The organism is Brevundimonas sp. VNH65, from assembly GCF_049445955.1.
Taxonomy (GTDB): Bacteria; Pseudomonadota; Alphaproteobacteria; order Caulobacterales; family Caulobacteraceae; genus Brevundimonas.
This window is the reverse complement of sequence record NZ_JBMSDX010000002.1, coordinates 25,037-40,150: the sequence shown is the minus strand read 5'-3', so window position 1 is coordinate 40,150 and position 15,114 is coordinate 25,037. Positions and strand designations below refer to the sequence as shown.

At 69.9% G+C, this 15,114-nt stretch carries 19 protein-coding genes; 18 read left to right on the top strand and 1 reads right to left on the bottom strand.

What is annotated here, in order from left to right; genetic code table 11:
* Positions 1-60: 60 nt before the first annotated feature.
* From ACO2Q1_RS04130 to ACO2Q1_RS04120, 3 genes are read left to right on the top strand one after another with little or no spacing between them, the layout of a single operon-like run.
* Positions 61-663, top strand: coding sequence for a DUF1285 domain-containing protein (locus ACO2Q1_RS04130; protein WP_423328280.1), 603 nt, complete (start codon positions 61-63; stop codon positions 661-663).
* Positions 660-1,304, top strand: a complete 645-nt coding sequence (locus tag ACO2Q1_RS04125) for a CoA pyrophosphatase (RefSeq protein WP_423328279.1) — start codon at positions 660-662, stop codon at positions 1,302-1,304. Before ACO2Q1_RS04130 ends, ACO2Q1_RS04125 begins: the two co-directional genes overlap by 4 nt.
* Positions 1,301-2,530: a CCA tRNA nucleotidyltransferase gene (locus ACO2Q1_RS04120; protein ID WP_423328278.1), complete on the top strand. Its 1,230-nt coding sequence runs from the start codon at positions 1,301-1,303 to the stop codon at positions 2,528-2,530. The genes ACO2Q1_RS04125 and ACO2Q1_RS04120 overlap by 4 nt, the downstream gene beginning before the upstream one ends.
* Here ACO2Q1_RS04120 and ACO2Q1_RS04115 read toward each other — a convergent pair.
* On the bottom strand, positions 2,511-3,470 hold the full coding sequence (locus ACO2Q1_RS04115; protein WP_423328277.1) for an endonuclease/exonuclease/phosphatase family protein: 960 nt from the start codon (positions 3,468-3,470) through the stop codon (positions 2,511-2,513). The genes ACO2Q1_RS04120 and ACO2Q1_RS04115 overlap by 20 nt on opposite strands.
* Positions 3,471-3,570: 100 nt before the next feature.
* On the opposite strand from ACO2Q1_RS04115, the gene ACO2Q1_RS04110 reads away from it, so the two are divergent.
* The 15 genes from ACO2Q1_RS04110 (at position 3,571) to ACO2Q1_RS04040 (ending at position 15,062) form a co-directional block, all read left to right on the top strand.
* Positions 3,571-4,044, top strand: coding sequence for a DUF4112 domain-containing protein (locus ACO2Q1_RS04110; protein WP_423328276.1), 474 nt, complete (start codon positions 3,571-3,573; stop codon positions 4,042-4,044).
* A gap of 122 nt (positions 4,045-4,166) precedes the next feature.
* Complete coding sequence (locus ACO2Q1_RS04105) at positions 4,167-4,475, top strand: DUF2793 domain-containing protein (protein ID WP_423328275.1); 309 nt, start codon at positions 4,167-4,169, stop codon at positions 4,473-4,475.
* The gene (locus tag ACO2Q1_RS04100; RefSeq protein ID WP_423328274.1) at positions 4,364-5,629 is read left to right on the top strand and encodes a hypothetical protein; all 1,266 of its coding nucleotides are present in this window, start codon (positions 4,364-4,366) and stop codon (positions 5,627-5,629) included. Before ACO2Q1_RS04105 ends, ACO2Q1_RS04100 begins: the two co-directional genes overlap by 112 nt.
* 3 nt (positions 5,630-5,632) lie before the next feature.
* Positions 5,633-5,794: a hypothetical protein gene (locus ACO2Q1_RS04095; protein WP_423328273.1), complete on the top strand. Its 162-nt coding sequence runs from the start codon at positions 5,633-5,635 to the stop codon at positions 5,792-5,794.
* Positions 5,791-6,072, top strand: coding sequence for a hypothetical protein (locus ACO2Q1_RS04090; protein WP_423328272.1), 282 nt, complete (start codon positions 5,791-5,793; stop codon positions 6,070-6,072). The genes ACO2Q1_RS04095 and ACO2Q1_RS04090 overlap by 4 nt, the downstream gene beginning before the upstream one ends.
* A complete protein-coding gene (locus ACO2Q1_RS04085; RefSeq protein WP_423328271.1) occupies positions 6,069-6,452 on the top strand; it encodes a M15 family metallopeptidase in 384 nt (127 codons plus the stop codon). The genes ACO2Q1_RS04090 and ACO2Q1_RS04085 overlap by 4 nt, the downstream gene beginning before the upstream one ends.
* Positions 6,449-6,931 carry a hypothetical protein gene (locus tag ACO2Q1_RS04080; RefSeq protein ID WP_423328270.1) on the top strand — a complete coding sequence of 161 codons (483 nt, stop codon included), beginning with the start codon at positions 6,449-6,451 and terminating at the stop codon, positions 6,929-6,931. The genes ACO2Q1_RS04085 and ACO2Q1_RS04080 overlap by 4 nt, the downstream gene beginning before the upstream one ends.
* A gap of 389 nt (positions 6,932-7,320) precedes the next feature.
* On the top strand, positions 7,321-8,046 hold the full coding sequence (locus tag ACO2Q1_RS04075) for a flagellin (RefSeq protein ID WP_423328269.1): 726 nt from the start codon (positions 7,321-7,323) through the stop codon (positions 8,044-8,046).
* Between the two features lie 111 nt (positions 8,047-8,157).
* A complete protein-coding gene (locus ACO2Q1_RS04070; protein WP_423328268.1) occupies positions 8,158-8,862 on the top strand; it encodes a flagellin in 705 nt (234 codons plus the stop codon).
* A 111-nt stretch (positions 8,863-8,973) separates the two neighbouring features.
* Complete coding sequence (locus tag ACO2Q1_RS04065) at positions 8,974-9,669, top strand: flagellin (RefSeq protein WP_423328267.1); 696 nt, start codon at positions 8,974-8,976, stop codon at positions 9,667-9,669.
* A gap of 84 nt (positions 9,670-9,753) precedes the next feature.
* The gene (locus tag ACO2Q1_RS04060; protein ID WP_423328266.1) at positions 9,754-10,044 is read left to right on the top strand and encodes a hypothetical protein; all 291 of its coding nucleotides are present in this window, start codon (positions 9,754-9,756) and stop codon (positions 10,042-10,044) included.
* 161 nt (positions 10,045-10,205) lie between these two features.
* Positions 10,206-11,030 carry a flagellin gene (locus ACO2Q1_RS04055; protein WP_423328265.1) on the top strand — a complete coding sequence of 275 codons (825 nt, stop codon included), beginning with the start codon at positions 10,206-10,208 and terminating at the stop codon, positions 11,028-11,030.
* A gap of 83 nt (positions 11,031-11,113) precedes the next feature.
* The gene (locus ACO2Q1_RS04050) at positions 11,114-13,843 is read left to right on the top strand and encodes a transcriptional regulator (RefSeq protein ID WP_423328264.1); all 2,730 of its coding nucleotides are present in this window, start codon (positions 11,114-11,116) and stop codon (positions 13,841-13,843) included.
* Positions 13,844-13,952: 109 nt separating this feature from the next.
* Positions 13,953-14,636, top strand: a complete 684-nt coding sequence (locus ACO2Q1_RS04045; protein WP_423328263.1) for a hypothetical protein — start codon at positions 13,953-13,955, stop codon at positions 14,634-14,636.
* A 3-nt stretch (positions 14,637-14,639) separates the two neighbouring features.
* Positions 14,640-15,062 carry a hypothetical protein gene (locus ACO2Q1_RS04040; protein ID WP_423328262.1) on the top strand — a complete coding sequence of 141 codons (423 nt, stop codon included), beginning with the start codon at positions 14,640-14,642 and terminating at the stop codon, positions 15,060-15,062.
* Positions 15,063-15,114: the final 52 nt, after the last annotated feature.

Sequence of the window (15,114 nt, the reverse complement as noted above, 5' to 3'; positions counted from 1 at the left end):
GTCAACTGCAACTTGACGCTTGTCAGTTTATTCCTGCCGTTGGCACGGTTACTCTGACGCATGGTCGAACCCACGACATCGGAAAGCAGGCGCAGCGGCGGACTGGCCGGCGTGACGGCGGCGGCGAAGCAGGCGCCCCGGGACGCGACCGGGCGCGGCCTGCCGCCGGTGCATCTGTGGAATCCGCCCCATTGCGGCGAGATCGACATCGTCATTCGCGCCGACGGGACCTGGATGCATGAAGGGTCGCCGATCGGGCGGCGGGAGCTGGTCCGGCTGTTCTCCACGGTGCTGAGGCTGGACCCGGACGGCCACCATCTGGTGACGCCCGTCGAGAAGCTGAAGATCAGGGTCGAGGACCTGCCGTTCCGGGCCGTCGCGGTCGAGGCCGTCGTGCGCGACGGCGAGCCGGTGCTGAGTTTCACCACCGACGTCGGGGACATGGTCGAGGCCGGACCGGAGCATGCTGTCATGGTCGAGACCGATGGCGTCACCGGCGAACCGGCGCCGCGACTGCATGTGCGGCGGGGACTGGAGGCGCGGATCGCGCGTCCCGTCTTCTATGAACTGGTCGAGCGGGCGCGGGTGGTCGACGGGCGGCTGTGCGTCCGGTCGAACGGCGTGGAGTTTCCACTGGGCGGCCCCGGCGAGGGGGTGGCGTGAACGGCGCGGTCCTGAAAGCGCGGTTGACGGCCCGACTGACGCCGATCGAGGACTGGAGGGCGGACGGCGCGGCCGTCCGGTCCGACCTGGATCTGAACCCCGGCGTGAGCTTCGGCGAGCGGGAGTTGCGGCCGGCGGCGGTCCTGGTGCCCCTGATCGACCGGATGGAAGGGGTTTCGGCGCTGCTGACCCGTCGGGCGGACACCCTGACCAAGCACAGCGGCCAGATCGCCTTTCCCGGCGGCAGGCTGGATCCCGGCGAGACGGCGGTTGAGGCGGCCCTTCGAGAGGCGCGCGAGGAGATCGCCCTCGACGCCTCGACGGTCGAGGTGCTGGGCCTGGGAGACCCGTATGAGACCGGCACTGGGTTCCTGGTGACGCCGGTCGTCGGCTGGCTTTCGGCGCCGCCGGTGGTGGCCCCCAGCGAGGCCGAGGTGGCCGAGATCTTCGAGACGCCCTGGGACTTCCTGATGGACGCCGCCAACCATCGGAGGGACTTCCTGGACATGCCGAGCGGCGACCGGCGGTGGTTCTGGGCCATGCCGTGGGAGGATCGCTACATCTGGGGCGCGACGGCGGGAATCATCCGTTCGCTGTGCGCCCGTCTGGCCGAAGGCGACAGCGAGGGAGCGGCGGCGTGAGCGGGCGCGACCTGGCGTCGGAGCCGTGGTTGACCTCTCCCGAGACCCGGCGGGTTCTGGCGGCGCTCGAGGCGGCGGGCGGGCCGGGCGCGGCGCGTTTCGTCGGGGGCTGCGTGCGCAACGCCCTGCTGGGAGCGCCGGTCGACGACCTCGATCTGGCGACCCCGCTTAAGCCCGAGGCCGTGATGGCGGCGTTGCGGGCCGCCGGGCTGAAGGTCGTGCCGACGGGTGTGGACCACGGCACGGTGACGGCGGTGTCGGGCGGACGGCCCTATGAGGTCACCACCCTGAGACGCGATGTGGAGACGGATGGGCGCCGCGCCGTGGTGGCCTTCACCGAGGACTGGGCGGAGGACGCCGCGCGACGCGATTTTCGACTGAACGCCCTCTACGCCGACGGCGACGGACGCGTTTTCGATCCCACCGGCTGGGGGCTGGCGGATCTCGAGGCGCGGCGGATCGTGTTCGTCGGCGAGGCGCGCACGCGGATCCGCGAGGACTATCTGCGCATCCTTCGATTTTTCCGCTTTCACGCCTGGTACGGGTCGGGTGAGCCGGATGCGGACGGGTTGGCGGCTTCGGTCGAACTGAAGGACGGCGTCGCGCGGCTGTCGGTCGAGCGCATCTACAAGGAACTGATGAAGCTGCTGGCGGCGCCTGATCCGCGACCGGCCGTGCGGGTCATGGCCGCTTCCGGGGTGCTGGCGGTCGTTTTGCCCGAGGCGCGCGACGACCTGTCGGCGTTCGACCGGATGGCGGGCGCGGTCGCCGATCCGGTGTTACGGCTGTCAGCCCTGCTGCCGGAGCGGCCCGAGGTCGCCGAGGCGGCGGCGCGGCGCTTGAGAGCGCCCAACGCTGTGTCGGATCGCCTTTCCGTCGCCGCCTCCGGCGGGGTCGATGCGGCGATCGAAGCGCGGGGAATGCGTATCCGCGTCTGGCGAGACGGGCTGATCGCGGCGACGGATCAGGCGCGTCGCGCCGGGGCCGAGGGTCGGATCGACGCCGCCATGGTCGAACATCTGGTTTCCGTGGCCGAACGCTGGAAAAGGCCGCGTCTGCCGGTGGGGGGGCGTGACGCGGCGGCGGCCGGAGCGACGGCGGGACCGGAGGTGGGCCAGGCGCTGAAACGGTTCGAGGACAGCTGGGTCGCCGACGATTTCCCGATGGACGGCCACGCCGCCCGGCTGGCCGAAGCGGTCGAGGCTGTCAGGGCAGGGCGCGGCTGAGACGCACGATCACCGGCCGATGGTCCGATCCGGTCGGCAGGCCGAGGCGGCGATCGACCACGGCCAGCCGCCGGTCATGATAGACCTGATCGATGGTCAGGCCGATCGGAGCGGGCGCGCGCGCCGGCCAGGTTCCGGGCCAGCCGGGCGCGGCGACCAGACCCATGTCGGCCTGGACCTGTCGGCCGATGCGGGCGCTGGACACGCTGTTGAAATCCCCGGCGACGACCGCCGGGTGAGCGGCGCGCCGGACATTGTCGGTAAGCTGCATCGTCTGGATGATCTGGGCCCACTGGAATTGATACGGCCAGGGCCGGGTCAGATGGGCGCCGAAGACGTCGATCGGGCCGAGCGCCGTCTGGACCGTGGCGGTGGCGGCGATCAGCTCGGACCCGGTCACACGATGCGGCGTCAGGGGCGTTCGTGAGGCGACGACGATCCGGTCGCCCCGTGGGCCGCGCGCGCGGCGGTCCAGCAGGCGGTGCGGATAGTCGGCGAGGACCTGGTCCGCCTGGTCGGCCAGGGCGTCGGACATCTCCACCAGCACCACCACGTCGGCCTGGGACGCGGTGATCGAGCGGGCGACCGAGGTCGCGTCCTCATTGCCCATGTAGAGATTGGCGAAATACAGGGTCACGGCCGGCGCGGCGGGGTCGGGCCGGGGCGCGTCAGGCCGCCATTGCGGCCAGACGGCGATCAGGCAGGCCAGGCTCGCGATCGCGGCGACCGTCGCCGCCGGCCACAGGCGCAGGACAAGCGCGCCGATCATGAGGGCCAGAGCCGCCCACAGGGCCGGGGCCGGAAACTGGGCCAGGATGTCGACCCAGCGATGGCCGAGGCCGCTGAGGGCCGCCGCGGCGACGGCCAGCGGGGCGCCCGTCAGTCCGATCAGCAGCAGGTTGAGCAACAGCCGTCCGAGGTTGTCCGCAGGAATTCCCATGGTCGCCGACCTCTCGCGAGCCCCCTGCTCAGAGACCCTTGTCATTCTCGCGCGGAACGTGTGCAGATGGACAGCGTTGCAGGGCCCTGGGGAGGGACGCATGGCCAGACGGTCAATCGCGGATATCGAGAAAATCTGGTCGAATGTCGAGGGGATCAAGAAACTCTCGGACCGGGCGGTCGGCATCGGCCCGTTCGGCATCGGGCTGGACGGCCTGCTGGCCTTCGTGCCCGGTGTCGGCGCGGTCTACACCGTGGGGGCGGCGGCCTGGCTGCTGAAGCAGGCGGTGGCGGCCAAGGCGACCCCGGCGACGATCGCCCAGATGGCGGCCTGGCTGGGCATCGACACGGTGACCACCCTGACGGGCGAGGCCTTCTTTCTGCCGGCGGATGTCGTGGACGTGCTGTTTCCGGGCCACCTGCTGGCGGCCAAGGCGCTGCAGCGGGATATCGAATCGACCCACTGGGTCGAGGACAGCGAGGCCGCCGCGCGCGCCTCGGGCGCCCACGAAGGTCATCTGGCGCGGGTGCGGGACGACAAGGGGCTGCGTCGGATCGTCTATCTGCACGACTGATCCTGCGACGGATCGTGGCCGTCGGGCGCTGAAATTCCTGGTGATTCACGGGCGGACAGGCCGCTGATCCGGGCGAACAGGCGCGACGCGACAGACTGGTCTCCGAAGACACGGAGATCACCATGGACGCCACCGACCGCCTGGGCCTGCCCTATCTCGCCGCGGGCCAGCTGCAGAAACACATCACCGTCAACGAGGCCCTGACCCGGCTGGACGTTCTGGTCCAGTGCCGTGTGGCGAGCCGCGGCGCAGAGGCTCCGCCGACGGAGGCGGAAGGGGGCGAACTGCATATCGTCGCCGAGGGCGCGACGACGGGCGAGTGGTCCGGTTCGCGGCGGGCGACCTGGTCAGGGCCGAGCCCGGCGGCTGGGCCAGGGAAGTCGCGCCCGACGGCCTGGTCGTGCTGGTGGCCGACGAGGGCTGCGTCCTGATCCGTCACGGGGAGGTCTGGCGTCGGCTGGGGGAGCGACTGGGCGAGGTTCAGGGTCTGGCGCGTCTGGGCCTGAACACAGAGGCGGATGCGGCGAATCCCCTGGCGGCGCGTCTGGCCAGGGCGCTGTTCACCGCGCCCGGCGGCGCGGACGGCGGGGACCTGAGGCTGGTGCTGAACAAGGACGGCGCGTCCGACGTGGGGTCCCTGCTGTTTCAGAGCGGGTGGCAGGGGCGGGCCGAGATCGGACTGGTCGGCGACGACGACCTGGTGCTGAAGGTCGCCGATGACGCCGGGATCTGGCGCGAGGCGCTGCGGGTGGATCGGGGCACGGCGGGGGCGGTGTTCGCCGCCGGCGCGGGGAGGTTGGAGACGGTGCTCCTGACGGAAGACGGCGTCTGGACGCCCCCGGCCTGGGCGCGGCGGGTCGAGGTGCGAGTCACCGGCGGCGGCGGAGGCGGGGCTTCGGGCGCCTACGGTCCGGCGGGCGTGCGCCCGGGCGGCGGCGGGGGCGGCGCCGGCGGCATGGCGACCGCCGTGTGGGACGCGGCGGAGCTGACGGGCGGTCTGGCCGCCGAAATCGGACAGGGCGGCGCCGGAGGCGTGGCCGACGAGCCGGACGGATCGGACGGGGCGGACGGCGGACAGACCCGCCTGCTGGTCGACGGGATGACCCGGATTCGCGTCCTGGGCGGTGGTGGCGGGAAGGCGGACGGCGAGGGCGGCGCCGGAGGTCTGGGCCAGATTCCGGCGAACGGCGGGGGCGAGGGCGGGGCCGAAGGCTCGGCCGAAGCCGGAGCGGAGAGGGAGTGCGCCGAGGGGCCTGGCGGCGGCGCCGGCGGCGGCGGCCTGACCGCAGGGGGCGAGGCGGGCGCCGGAGCCGGCGGCGGCGCGGGGGCCAGTGTGGGCGCGGCCGTAATCGGCGGCGCGGGCGGCGTTCTGGCGAGCGGGAGCGACGGCGCAGCGGCGGATGATCTCTGGCCCTGGGCCGGTGGAGGCGGCGGGGGCGGCGGCGCCGTCGGGTCCGGTGTCGGTCACGATGGGGGAGACGGCGGTTCCGGAGCCGGGGGCGGGGGCGGAGGAGCCGGCGTCGCCGGAGCCGGAACCGGCGGTCGTGGCGGCGACGGCTGCGTGATCCTGACGGTGGTGGGGTGACCCATGCGCCGGATCATGCGGGAGGGAGACCTGATCGAGACGCCGGATCCGGAGCTGTGGGAGGCGCCGGAGCTGTTGAGCGTGGACGAGGCGAGGCTGCAGGTCGGCGACTGCAGGGAGAACGGGCCGTTGCGGGAGCGGGAAGAGGAGGATTGGGCGGCATGACGGTCGAGACGAGTCTGGCTGAGGGGCGCTGGTTGTGGCGTCGCCTCTATGTCTTCGCGGCGTCGCTGGGCCTTTGGGCGCTGCTGGCCCGGACGGTGGAGATCGTGCCCCCGGCCGCCCTGCTGCCGCTGGCGCGCGGGCTGATGGGGCTGATGGCCCTGTTGTTGACGATCTATCTGGTGGCCCCGACGGCGCAGCAGCTGGTCGCCCTGACGGCCAATCTGCGCCTTCGACTGGAAGCCGGGCGCGTCGCCGAAACGAAAGGGGGCCGGTCGTGAGTTTTCGTCTTTCGCAGCGATCGCGGGCGCGGTTGACCGGCGTCCATCCTGATCTGGTCGCCGTGGTCGAGGCGGCGATCCGGCGCACGGCCGTGGACTTCGTGGTGACGGAGGGGCGTCGCAGCCCGGAGCGCCAGCGGGCCCTGGTGAAGGCGGGCGCCAGCCGGACGCTGAACTCGCGGCACCTGACCGGTCACGCCGTCGATGTGGCGGCGCTGGTCGAGGGGCGGGTGCGATGGGACTGGCCGCTGTATCCCCGTATCGCCGAGGCGTTCAAGGCGGCGGCCGGGTCGCTGGGGACGCCGATCGTCTGGGGCGGAGACTGGAAGACGTTGCGCGACGGGCCGCACTTCGAGCTGGATCGAAAGGTCTACCGATGATCGCCGCGACCGAGCTGGCGCGGAAGATCGGCCCGGTGGTGATCGTCGCGGTCACGATCGGGATCCTGGTGTTGGCGGCGGGGCGGCTGGGGGTCCGGTGGGATCCGTTCGGCTGGGACCGGCGACGGCTGGAACAGGCCGAGGCGCGGGCGGACCGCGCCGAGGCGGAGGCCGCCGCCCGCGCCGCCGAGGCGGGGGCCGGGCGCGACCAGGCGGCCCGACTTGAACGACATCTGACGACGGCGGCGAGCGCGGAGCGCGCGACCGGGATCGTCCGCAAAGGAGCCGAAGACGCCGATGACGCCCATCTTCCCCTGGAGGCTGATCGTGCTGATCGCTTGCACGCCCATGATCGTGAGCTGTGCCGCATCTCGCCCGGGCTCGGCGGTTGCGTCGCCGCGTCTGGACCTGCCGGAAGCGGCGCTTCGGCCCTGCTTGCTGACGACCCTGCCGCCGGAGCCGACGCGATCCGACCTTGAGATCGCCTATGCGGCGCGGGGGAGCGAGATCGTGTCATGCGACGGAGCGCGTCGCCTCGCCGTGGAGACTTTTCTGGCGGAGCGGACCCTGCAGGACGGCCTGATGTCGAAGCGCCCGGAAACAGATCCCCTCGGGCGTCTCTGGCGGCGCTTGACCCGGCAGGAATGACCGGGCGCCCGGCATTATCTGCCCGCCTGTCGGGCAGACCGGCAAAATCTGCCGAGCGTCTCCGCAAGGTGAATCAAAGGTAACATATAAAAATCAGTGTCTTGAACATTTCCCGATCGTGGCGCCCGTGGCTCGGCCCATGCAGGGCAGCGCCCGAGCAAAAGGCTCCCGACCGCCAAAACGGCGTCGGACATCGCGAAGTGAAGGAGACGCTGCCAAAATGGCCAGCATCAACACGAACTACGGCGCCATGGTCGCCGCCCAGTCGCTGTCGGCCACAAGCCGCGAACTGGACAAAACCCAAAACCGCGTCACCACCGGCCTGAAGGTGTCGTCCGCCAAGGACAACGGCGCCATCTGGGCGATCGCCACGACCCAGAAGGCCAACGCCAAGGCCCTGGACTCGACGATCAACAATCTTCAGCGCCAGCAGTCCGTGGCGGAAGTCGGCCTTGCGGCCGGCGACACCATCATGGCCGCCCTGTCCGAGATGAAGACCCTGGCGGCCGCCATCGACGCCGGCGACGGCGGCGCGGGCACCACGGCCTATCAGTCCGACTACACGGCTCTGGCCAATGAGATCGGCGCGGCCATCACGGCTGCGGTGTTCGACGGGACGAACGCCTTCGGCGGCACCCCGCCGGCGCAGCCGACGGCGGCGCCGACCTGGACCACCCTGACGGCCGCCGACGTCCAGACCGAAATCGACGCCTGGGCCGGCCGTCTGCAGACGATCGGCACCAACGCCAAGTCGTACGAACGTCAGATCGCCTTCAACGGCAAGCTCCAGGATTCGCTGGAAGCCGGTGCGGGCAATCTGGTGGACGCCGATCTGGCCAAGGAAAGCGCCAAGCTGACGGCCCTGCAGACCAAGCAACAGCTGGGCGTGCAGGCCCTGTCCATCGCGAACCAGTCGAGCAGCATCCTGCTCAGCCTGTTCCGCTAACCCCATCGGCTGAGGGCGGGGGCTGCGGCCGTCGCCTGATCCCGAAACTCCGAGCAAAACGCTCACGGCCGCCAAAAGGGCGGTTTGAATGTCGAAGACAAGGAGGCCAAAATGGCCAGCATCAATACGAACTACGGCGCCATGGTCGCCGCCCAGTCGCTGTCGGCCACGAGCCGTGAACTGGACAAGACCCAGAACCGCGTCACCACCGGCCTGAAGGTGTCGTCCGCCAAGGACAACGGCGCCATATGGGCGATCGCCACGACCCAGAAGGCCAACGCCAAGGCCCTAGACGCGACGATCAACAACCTGCAGCGTCAGCAGTCCGTGGCGGAAGTCGGCCTTGCGGCCGGCGACACCATCATGGCCGCCCTGACCGAGATGAAGTCCCTGGAAGCCGCCATCCTGGCCGGCGGAACGGGCACCGCCTCGTATCAGGCCGACTATGACGCCCTGTCCGCGGAAATCACGGCCGCCGTCACCGCCGCCGTGTTCGACGGCACCAACGCCCTGACCACCCCGACCGACGGCATTCCGCCGGCGACGGTGGCGGCCGGCGGCGTTCAGGACGCCATCGACGCCTGGTCGGGCACGCTGCAGACGATCGGCACCAACGCCAAGTCGTACGAGCGTCAGATCGCCTTCAACGGCAAGCTCCAGGACTCCCTGGAAGCCGGCGCGGGCAATCTGGTCGACGCCGACCTGGCCAAGGAAAGCGCCAAGCTGACGGCCCTGCAAACCAAGCAACAGCTGGGCGTGCAGGCCCTGTCCATCGCGAACTCGTCGAGCAGCATCCTGCTCAGCCTGTTCCGCTAACCCCATCGGCTGAGGGCGGCGGCTGCGGCCGTCGCCTGATCCCGAAACCCCGAGCAAAACGCTCACGGCCGCCAAAACGGCGGTTTGAATGTCGAAGACAAGGAGGCCAAAATGGCCAGCATCAACACGAACTACGGCGCCATGGTCGCCGCCCAGTCGCTGTCGGCCACGAGCCGCGAACTGGACAAGACCCAGAACCGCGTCACCACCGGTCTGAAGGTCGCCTCGGCCAAGGACAACGGCGCCGTCTGGGCCATCGCCACGACCCAGAAGGCCAACGCCAAGGCCCTAGACGCGACGATCAACAACCTGCAGCGTCAGCAGTCCGTGGCGGAAGTCGGCCTTGCGGCCGGCGAATCGATCATGGCCGCCCTGACCGAGATGAAGACCCTGGCGGCCGCCATCGAGGCGGGCGGCACGGGTGTCGCTTCGTATCAGGCCGACTTCACGGCTCTGGCGACCGAAATCGGCAATGCGGTCACCGCCGCCAGCTTTGACGGCACGGCCGCCTTCTCGACCACCTGGACCGCTCCGGGTCAGACGGCCGCCGCCGTCCAGACGACGATCGACACCTGGGCCGGCGCGCTGCAGACCATCGGCACCAACGCCAAGTCGTACGAACGTCAGATCGCCTTCAACTCCAAGCTCCAGGACTCCCTGGAAGCCGGCGCGGGCAATCTGGTCGACGCCGACCTGGCCAAGGAAAGCGCCAAACTGACGGCCCTGCAGACCAAGCAACAGCTGGGTGTGCAGGCCCTGTCCATCGCGAACTCGTCGAGCAGCATCCTGCTCAGCCTGTTCCGCTAAGACCGAAACGCGAGGGCGGGGTCGAAAGGCCCCGCCCGGACGTCCGGTCTTCATCAGGAGACGTCCTGCGGGACGTAAGGAGACATGCCAAACGACACGAACGCCGTAAGCGCCGTATCGGCCGCATCCCTGGCCTCCTTTGGAAGCGCGCCCCAGAATCCCGGTGGGCGAAACGCCGGATCGCAGACCGCGATTCCACAGGCGCCCGACTATCGCCTGGTGATCGAGGAAGGGCCGCGTCCGGGAGTCTTCGTCTACAAGACCGTGGACCGCTCCACCGGCGAGACCATCCGCCAGTTTCCTCGGGAGGAACTGGTCAAGCTCAGCGGCGACCCCGGCTATGTCGCCGGCCAGGTGACCTCCACCCGCGCCTGAGCGACGAAAACAGCGCCCTCGCGAAACCTGCGAAGGGGCCTGAGCTCGATATGAACCGCGCGGGTCATCCCGGCGCGGCGATCATGGTTATCGGCTGTTAACCATAAGGATACGGTTTTAACCCTAGTCTCGAATCGAATCGTCGAGGGGTAGAATCCCGTATGCCCAGCATCAACACCAACGCCGCCGCCCAGGTCGCGCTTCAGAACATGAATGCGATCGGGGAGCGCCTGACCCTGACGCAGAACCGCGTGTCGACCGGTCTGAAGGTGCAGGGCGCCAAGGACAACGCCGCCGTCTGGGCCGTGGCCCAGAACCAGCGCGCCGACATGAAGGCCTATGAGGCCGTCAGCAACAGCCTGAACCGCGCCACCTCCATCGCCGATGTCAGCATCGCGGCGGGCGAGCAGATCTCCGATCTGGTGACCCAGCTGAAGCAGAAGGCCACCGCCGCCGCGGATCCGGGCGGCACGCTGGAGACGCGCACCGCCTACAACAACGAGTTTCAGGCCCTGCTGCAGTCGATCGCCGGATTCGCCGCCAATGCCACCTTCGACGGCCAGAACATTCTCGACGGCTCATCGGCCACGGCGCTGCAATTCCTCGCCAACGCCGACGCCAGTTCGACGATCGACCTGAACCGTCAGGACTTCACCCTCGACGGCCTGGGTCTCGATCCGGCGCCCGACCTGACGACGGTTGCGGGAGCGACGGCCGCCCTGACGGCCGTGACGGCCGCTCTCGGAACCGTCAACGCCGGACTGGCGGAGCTGGGCGCCGAGGCGACCCGGATCGACAATCACACCATCTTCGTCTCCAGGCTGATGGATTCGCTGGAAGTCGGCGTCGGCAATCTGGTGGATGCGGACATGGCCAAGGAAAGCGCGCGTCTGCAGGCCCTGCAGGTGCAGCAGCAACTGAGCGTGCAGTCGCTGTCCATCGCCAACCAGGCGCCGCAGATGATCCTGTCGCTGTTCCAGAACTGATCGGACGGGCCCGGCGCGTCGCCGTGAAGGCCTCTTAAGGTTTCGGCGCCGTTTGCGGTCTAGGCTGACGCGCGGAGGCGACCGTGATCAACCAGAGCCATCTGCTCGGCCTGTTCGGAGGTACGTCGACGTTCTCGACGGGCTCGAGCGGCTCTGCGGCCACGGCGATCCGCCGACAGCCGACCGCGCCCTGGGCCCTGGCCGCAGACGCCAAGCCCTCGACCAACAGTCTGGTCACGGCCGCCTTGGCGGGGCGCAAGTTCATCAACGAGTCCGGGGTCAAGATCGACCTGGGCGGAGTGTCCGCCGACTACAAGAAGCTGTTCGCCCTCTACAGCGGTCTGGAGACGCTGAGCGCCGTGGCGGACCGGGCGTCGGTCAAGAATCTGTCAGCCAGCGAACAGGCCAATCTGGCCAGGCGGTTCGCCGCCGGCATGTCCGAAATCGGGGCCTATCTGACCTCGACGAACCTCAAGGACGTGCGGGTCGTGCAGGGCGGAACCAGCGCCACCAGCAAGACGACGGCGGGCGTGGCACGAGAGAGCACCACCTCCGTGACAGGAGCTGTCCACGAAGGCGATCTGTCGACGGCGGTGGCGGCCTTTGACGGCGATGTGCGGTTCGACATCACGATCAAGACGAAGATCGGATCGACCACGACGACCAAGACCGTGGCCATAGACCTGTCGGAAATGGGCGGCGCGGCGCGGACGATGGACGCCGTCGTGACCCATATCAACGGCAAGCTGGAAGCCCAGAACGTCGCGACCCGCCTCGAGAAGCAACTGGTCAAGCCCGAGCCCAAGACGGTGACAGCCAACGGCCGGACCACCACCCTGCCCGCGGGTCCCGACCAGTGGTCGCTGGCGATCAAGGGGGCGTCGTCGGAGACCGTCGGCTTCTCCGCGCCCGCCGTGTCGGACGCCGTCTATGTGGTGCAGCAGACCGGCAAGGATGCGGCGTCGACGGAGTTGCTGAAGTTCCAGAGCGACGGCGGAACGGCGGCGCCCCCGACCGGCGCCGCGCCCGGCGAATCGATCTGGGTCGAGGGCCGGGTGTCCCAGGGCGCCCTGCCCGAAGGCGTGAAGACGGTTCGCGCCAGCGCCGTCGGCCCGGACGGATCGGTGTGGATGGTCGCTGATGTGGCGGCGGTCGACAATCAGCCGATCAAGGGGGTCCAGGACGTCGCCCTGATGAAGTTCGACAGCGCCGGGCGGCTGCTGATGACGCGCACGCTCGGCGCCGCAGACAGCGCCAGCGGCTACGCCCTGGCCGTGTCCGACGACGGGCGTGTGGCGGTGGCCGGCTCGGTGACCGGGGCCCTGGAGCCCGGCGCCACGGTGGCGTCGCCGGTGCTGGCCGACAGTTTCGTGACCGTGTTCGATGCCCAGGGCGAGGAGATGTGGACCCAGCGCCGCGGGGCCAAGGCGGCCGATGAGGCGACGTCGGTCAACTTCGGCGCGGACGGCAAGGTCTATGTGGCCGGTCGGTCGCAGTCGGCGATGAGCGGCACGTTCGGCGTCGGGGGTTGGGATTCCTACGTCCAGGCGTTCTCCACCTACACCCCCTATGAGGGCGCCAAGACCCTGGTGACCCAGATCGGGGTCAGCCAGTTCGGCACGACGGGCGCGGACCAGGTCGACGCCATGACGGTGGACGGATCGAACCTCTATACGGCCGGCGTCGAGAACGGCCGTGCGGTGATCCGGCGCTTCACCCTGGACGGCGCCGGGGCGCCGAGTCTGGCCGAGACCCGCGATCTGGGGCCGCTGAGCGGGGAAATCTCGGGCGTGGCGGTGGCCGACGGCCGGGTGATCGTCACCGGGACGTCGAGGAACGCCGAACTGGCGTCCGGCATGACGACCAACGGCGCCCACGCCGGGGGATCGGACGTCTTTGTCGCCGCCCTGGGCGCCGATCTGGCGGCGTCCGGCGACGATCGTCTGACGTGGTACGGCGGAGAGGGCGACGACACGGCGGCCGACGTCAAGGTCCACGACGGCAAGGTCTGGATCACCGGCGTCGCCGATCGCGCGATCGGCGCCAAGGAGACGGACGCCACGCGCGCCTATCTGGCCCGGCTGGATCCGCTCAGCGGGGCGGTGGAATACGAGCGGCAGTGGTTCGGGACCGGCGATCAGGCCCGGGCCTCGACCCTGGCGGTGGCCTCGGGCGGGGCCAGCGTGCTGGATCGGCTGGGTCTGCCCCAGGGCGAGATCGATCAGAGCGATTCCGAGGCCCTGACGGCGGCGACTTCGCTGCGGACCGGCGATCGCCTGTATGTCTCGTCCGGCGAAGGCGGGCGCAAGGTGGCCGTGTCGATCGCGGCCGGGGAGACCCTGACCAGTCTGGCGCGCAAGATCCAGGCGGCGTCCGGCGGGCGGCTTGTGGTCAAGGTGACCACCGAATCTCACGACAAGGATCTGGCCGGACACGAAGCGGCGACGGCCGGAGGCTTTTCGCGCCTGAGCATCACGCCACGCAATCCCGAGCGCGGCGCGGTGCTGAGTTCCGGAGAGACCGGGCGCGACGCCCTGGCGGGGCTGGGCCTGACGCCGGGGTATATCGGGGCCAAGAGCGGCGACGACATCCGCACCACCTATGGGCTGAACCTGCCGGCCAATCTGAATCTGAACGACGCGGGCTCGGTGGCGACGGCCAGGGAAAAGCTTGCGGCCGCGCTCCGTACGGTGCGCAGCGTCTATGCGGCGATGAACCCCAACCTGCCCAAGACGGTCGGCGGAGCGGCGCCCGCCTATATTTCCGCCCAGATCGCCAACTATCAGGCGGCGCTGGATCGTCTCGTCGGCTGATCGCTGTCCGGCGCAGGGCGGTTGACGGGCGAGGCCCGGCCGGGGTTATTGGGGGCGGACGCGCCTGTTCCCGGGTCGGAAGACGTCTGAAAGTCTGTGCGAGATCTGAATGCGACTGCCGACGGACAATCGGATCATTCTGGCGGGCGGCGCCGTGCTCGCGGTCGTCGCGGCCGTCGTGCTGGCCCTGATCTTCGGCGGCGGACGCCGTCAGGAACCGACGGAGCCGCCTCCGGCCGCCATGGGCGGGCTGAACATCGATCTGGCCGAGGCGCCGAGCCTGGAGCCGACGCGGCAATTGCGCTGTTTCGTGGACGGACAGTTCGTGGGGCTGGCCACCCTGGCGGATTGCGCCCAGCGCAACGGCCTGGCCACCGACGCCCTGGACGTGGGTCTGGATGAAACCGGAGCCCTGGCCGCGGCCCCGACGGCCGCCTTTGCGCCGCCCCCGACCCTGCCGATGGACAAGCCCGCCGACGGGGCGAGCGCCGAACCGACCATCGTCGAGACCGATCGCGCCGGTCCTGCGGCGGCGCCGGCGCCCGCCGGATCGCCCTGCCTGCGCTACACCGGTTCGGAATGGCGGACAGTGTCCGGCTCGACCAGCCAGGCGGCCTGCGTCAAGGCCCTGTACGACGGCTATTGCGTGCAACGGCCGGGCGACGCCCAGTACGGACGGTGGGGCGACACCACCCTGCGTCTGGTGCCGCGCCGCGTCGAACAGTCGAACGACAACAACCGCTTCCGCGTCCTGGCCGAACAGGATCGCAGCTGCCATTTCCCGGGACTTTAAGCCATGCGTGGAACCCTTATCGCCGTGACCGTCGCGGCGGCCGCCCTGGCCGCCTGCTCCAGCCGCACCAAGGCGCCGACCGATGCGGGCGTCTGCTACAGCGTGACCCTGCCTGAGGCCGGGGCGAAGGGCGAACCGGAGTTTCACGTCGTGGCGCGCGACCAGCCTCAGATCGAACATTGCGCGGCGCAGCTGGAGCAGATGCGTCTGCGTTTCCTGCGGATGGGCGGGTCGCGCCGTGATCTGGTCGGCGCCTATCAGGGTCGCTTCATCTTCATCGACCGCGCCGGCGTCTATTTCGGTCAGTCGCTGGAAGGCACGCGCTTCTTCGCCTTGGCGCGCACCGGCGACGGGCGGCTGGCGGTGCCGGGCGCGATCCAGCGAGAGGCCACGCCCGAGGCGCCTGCGACGCCTCCAGCCGAATAGGGCCGGCGGCCGCACGCCAGGAACAAAACTGGAACATCCACAGGCTTTCGTT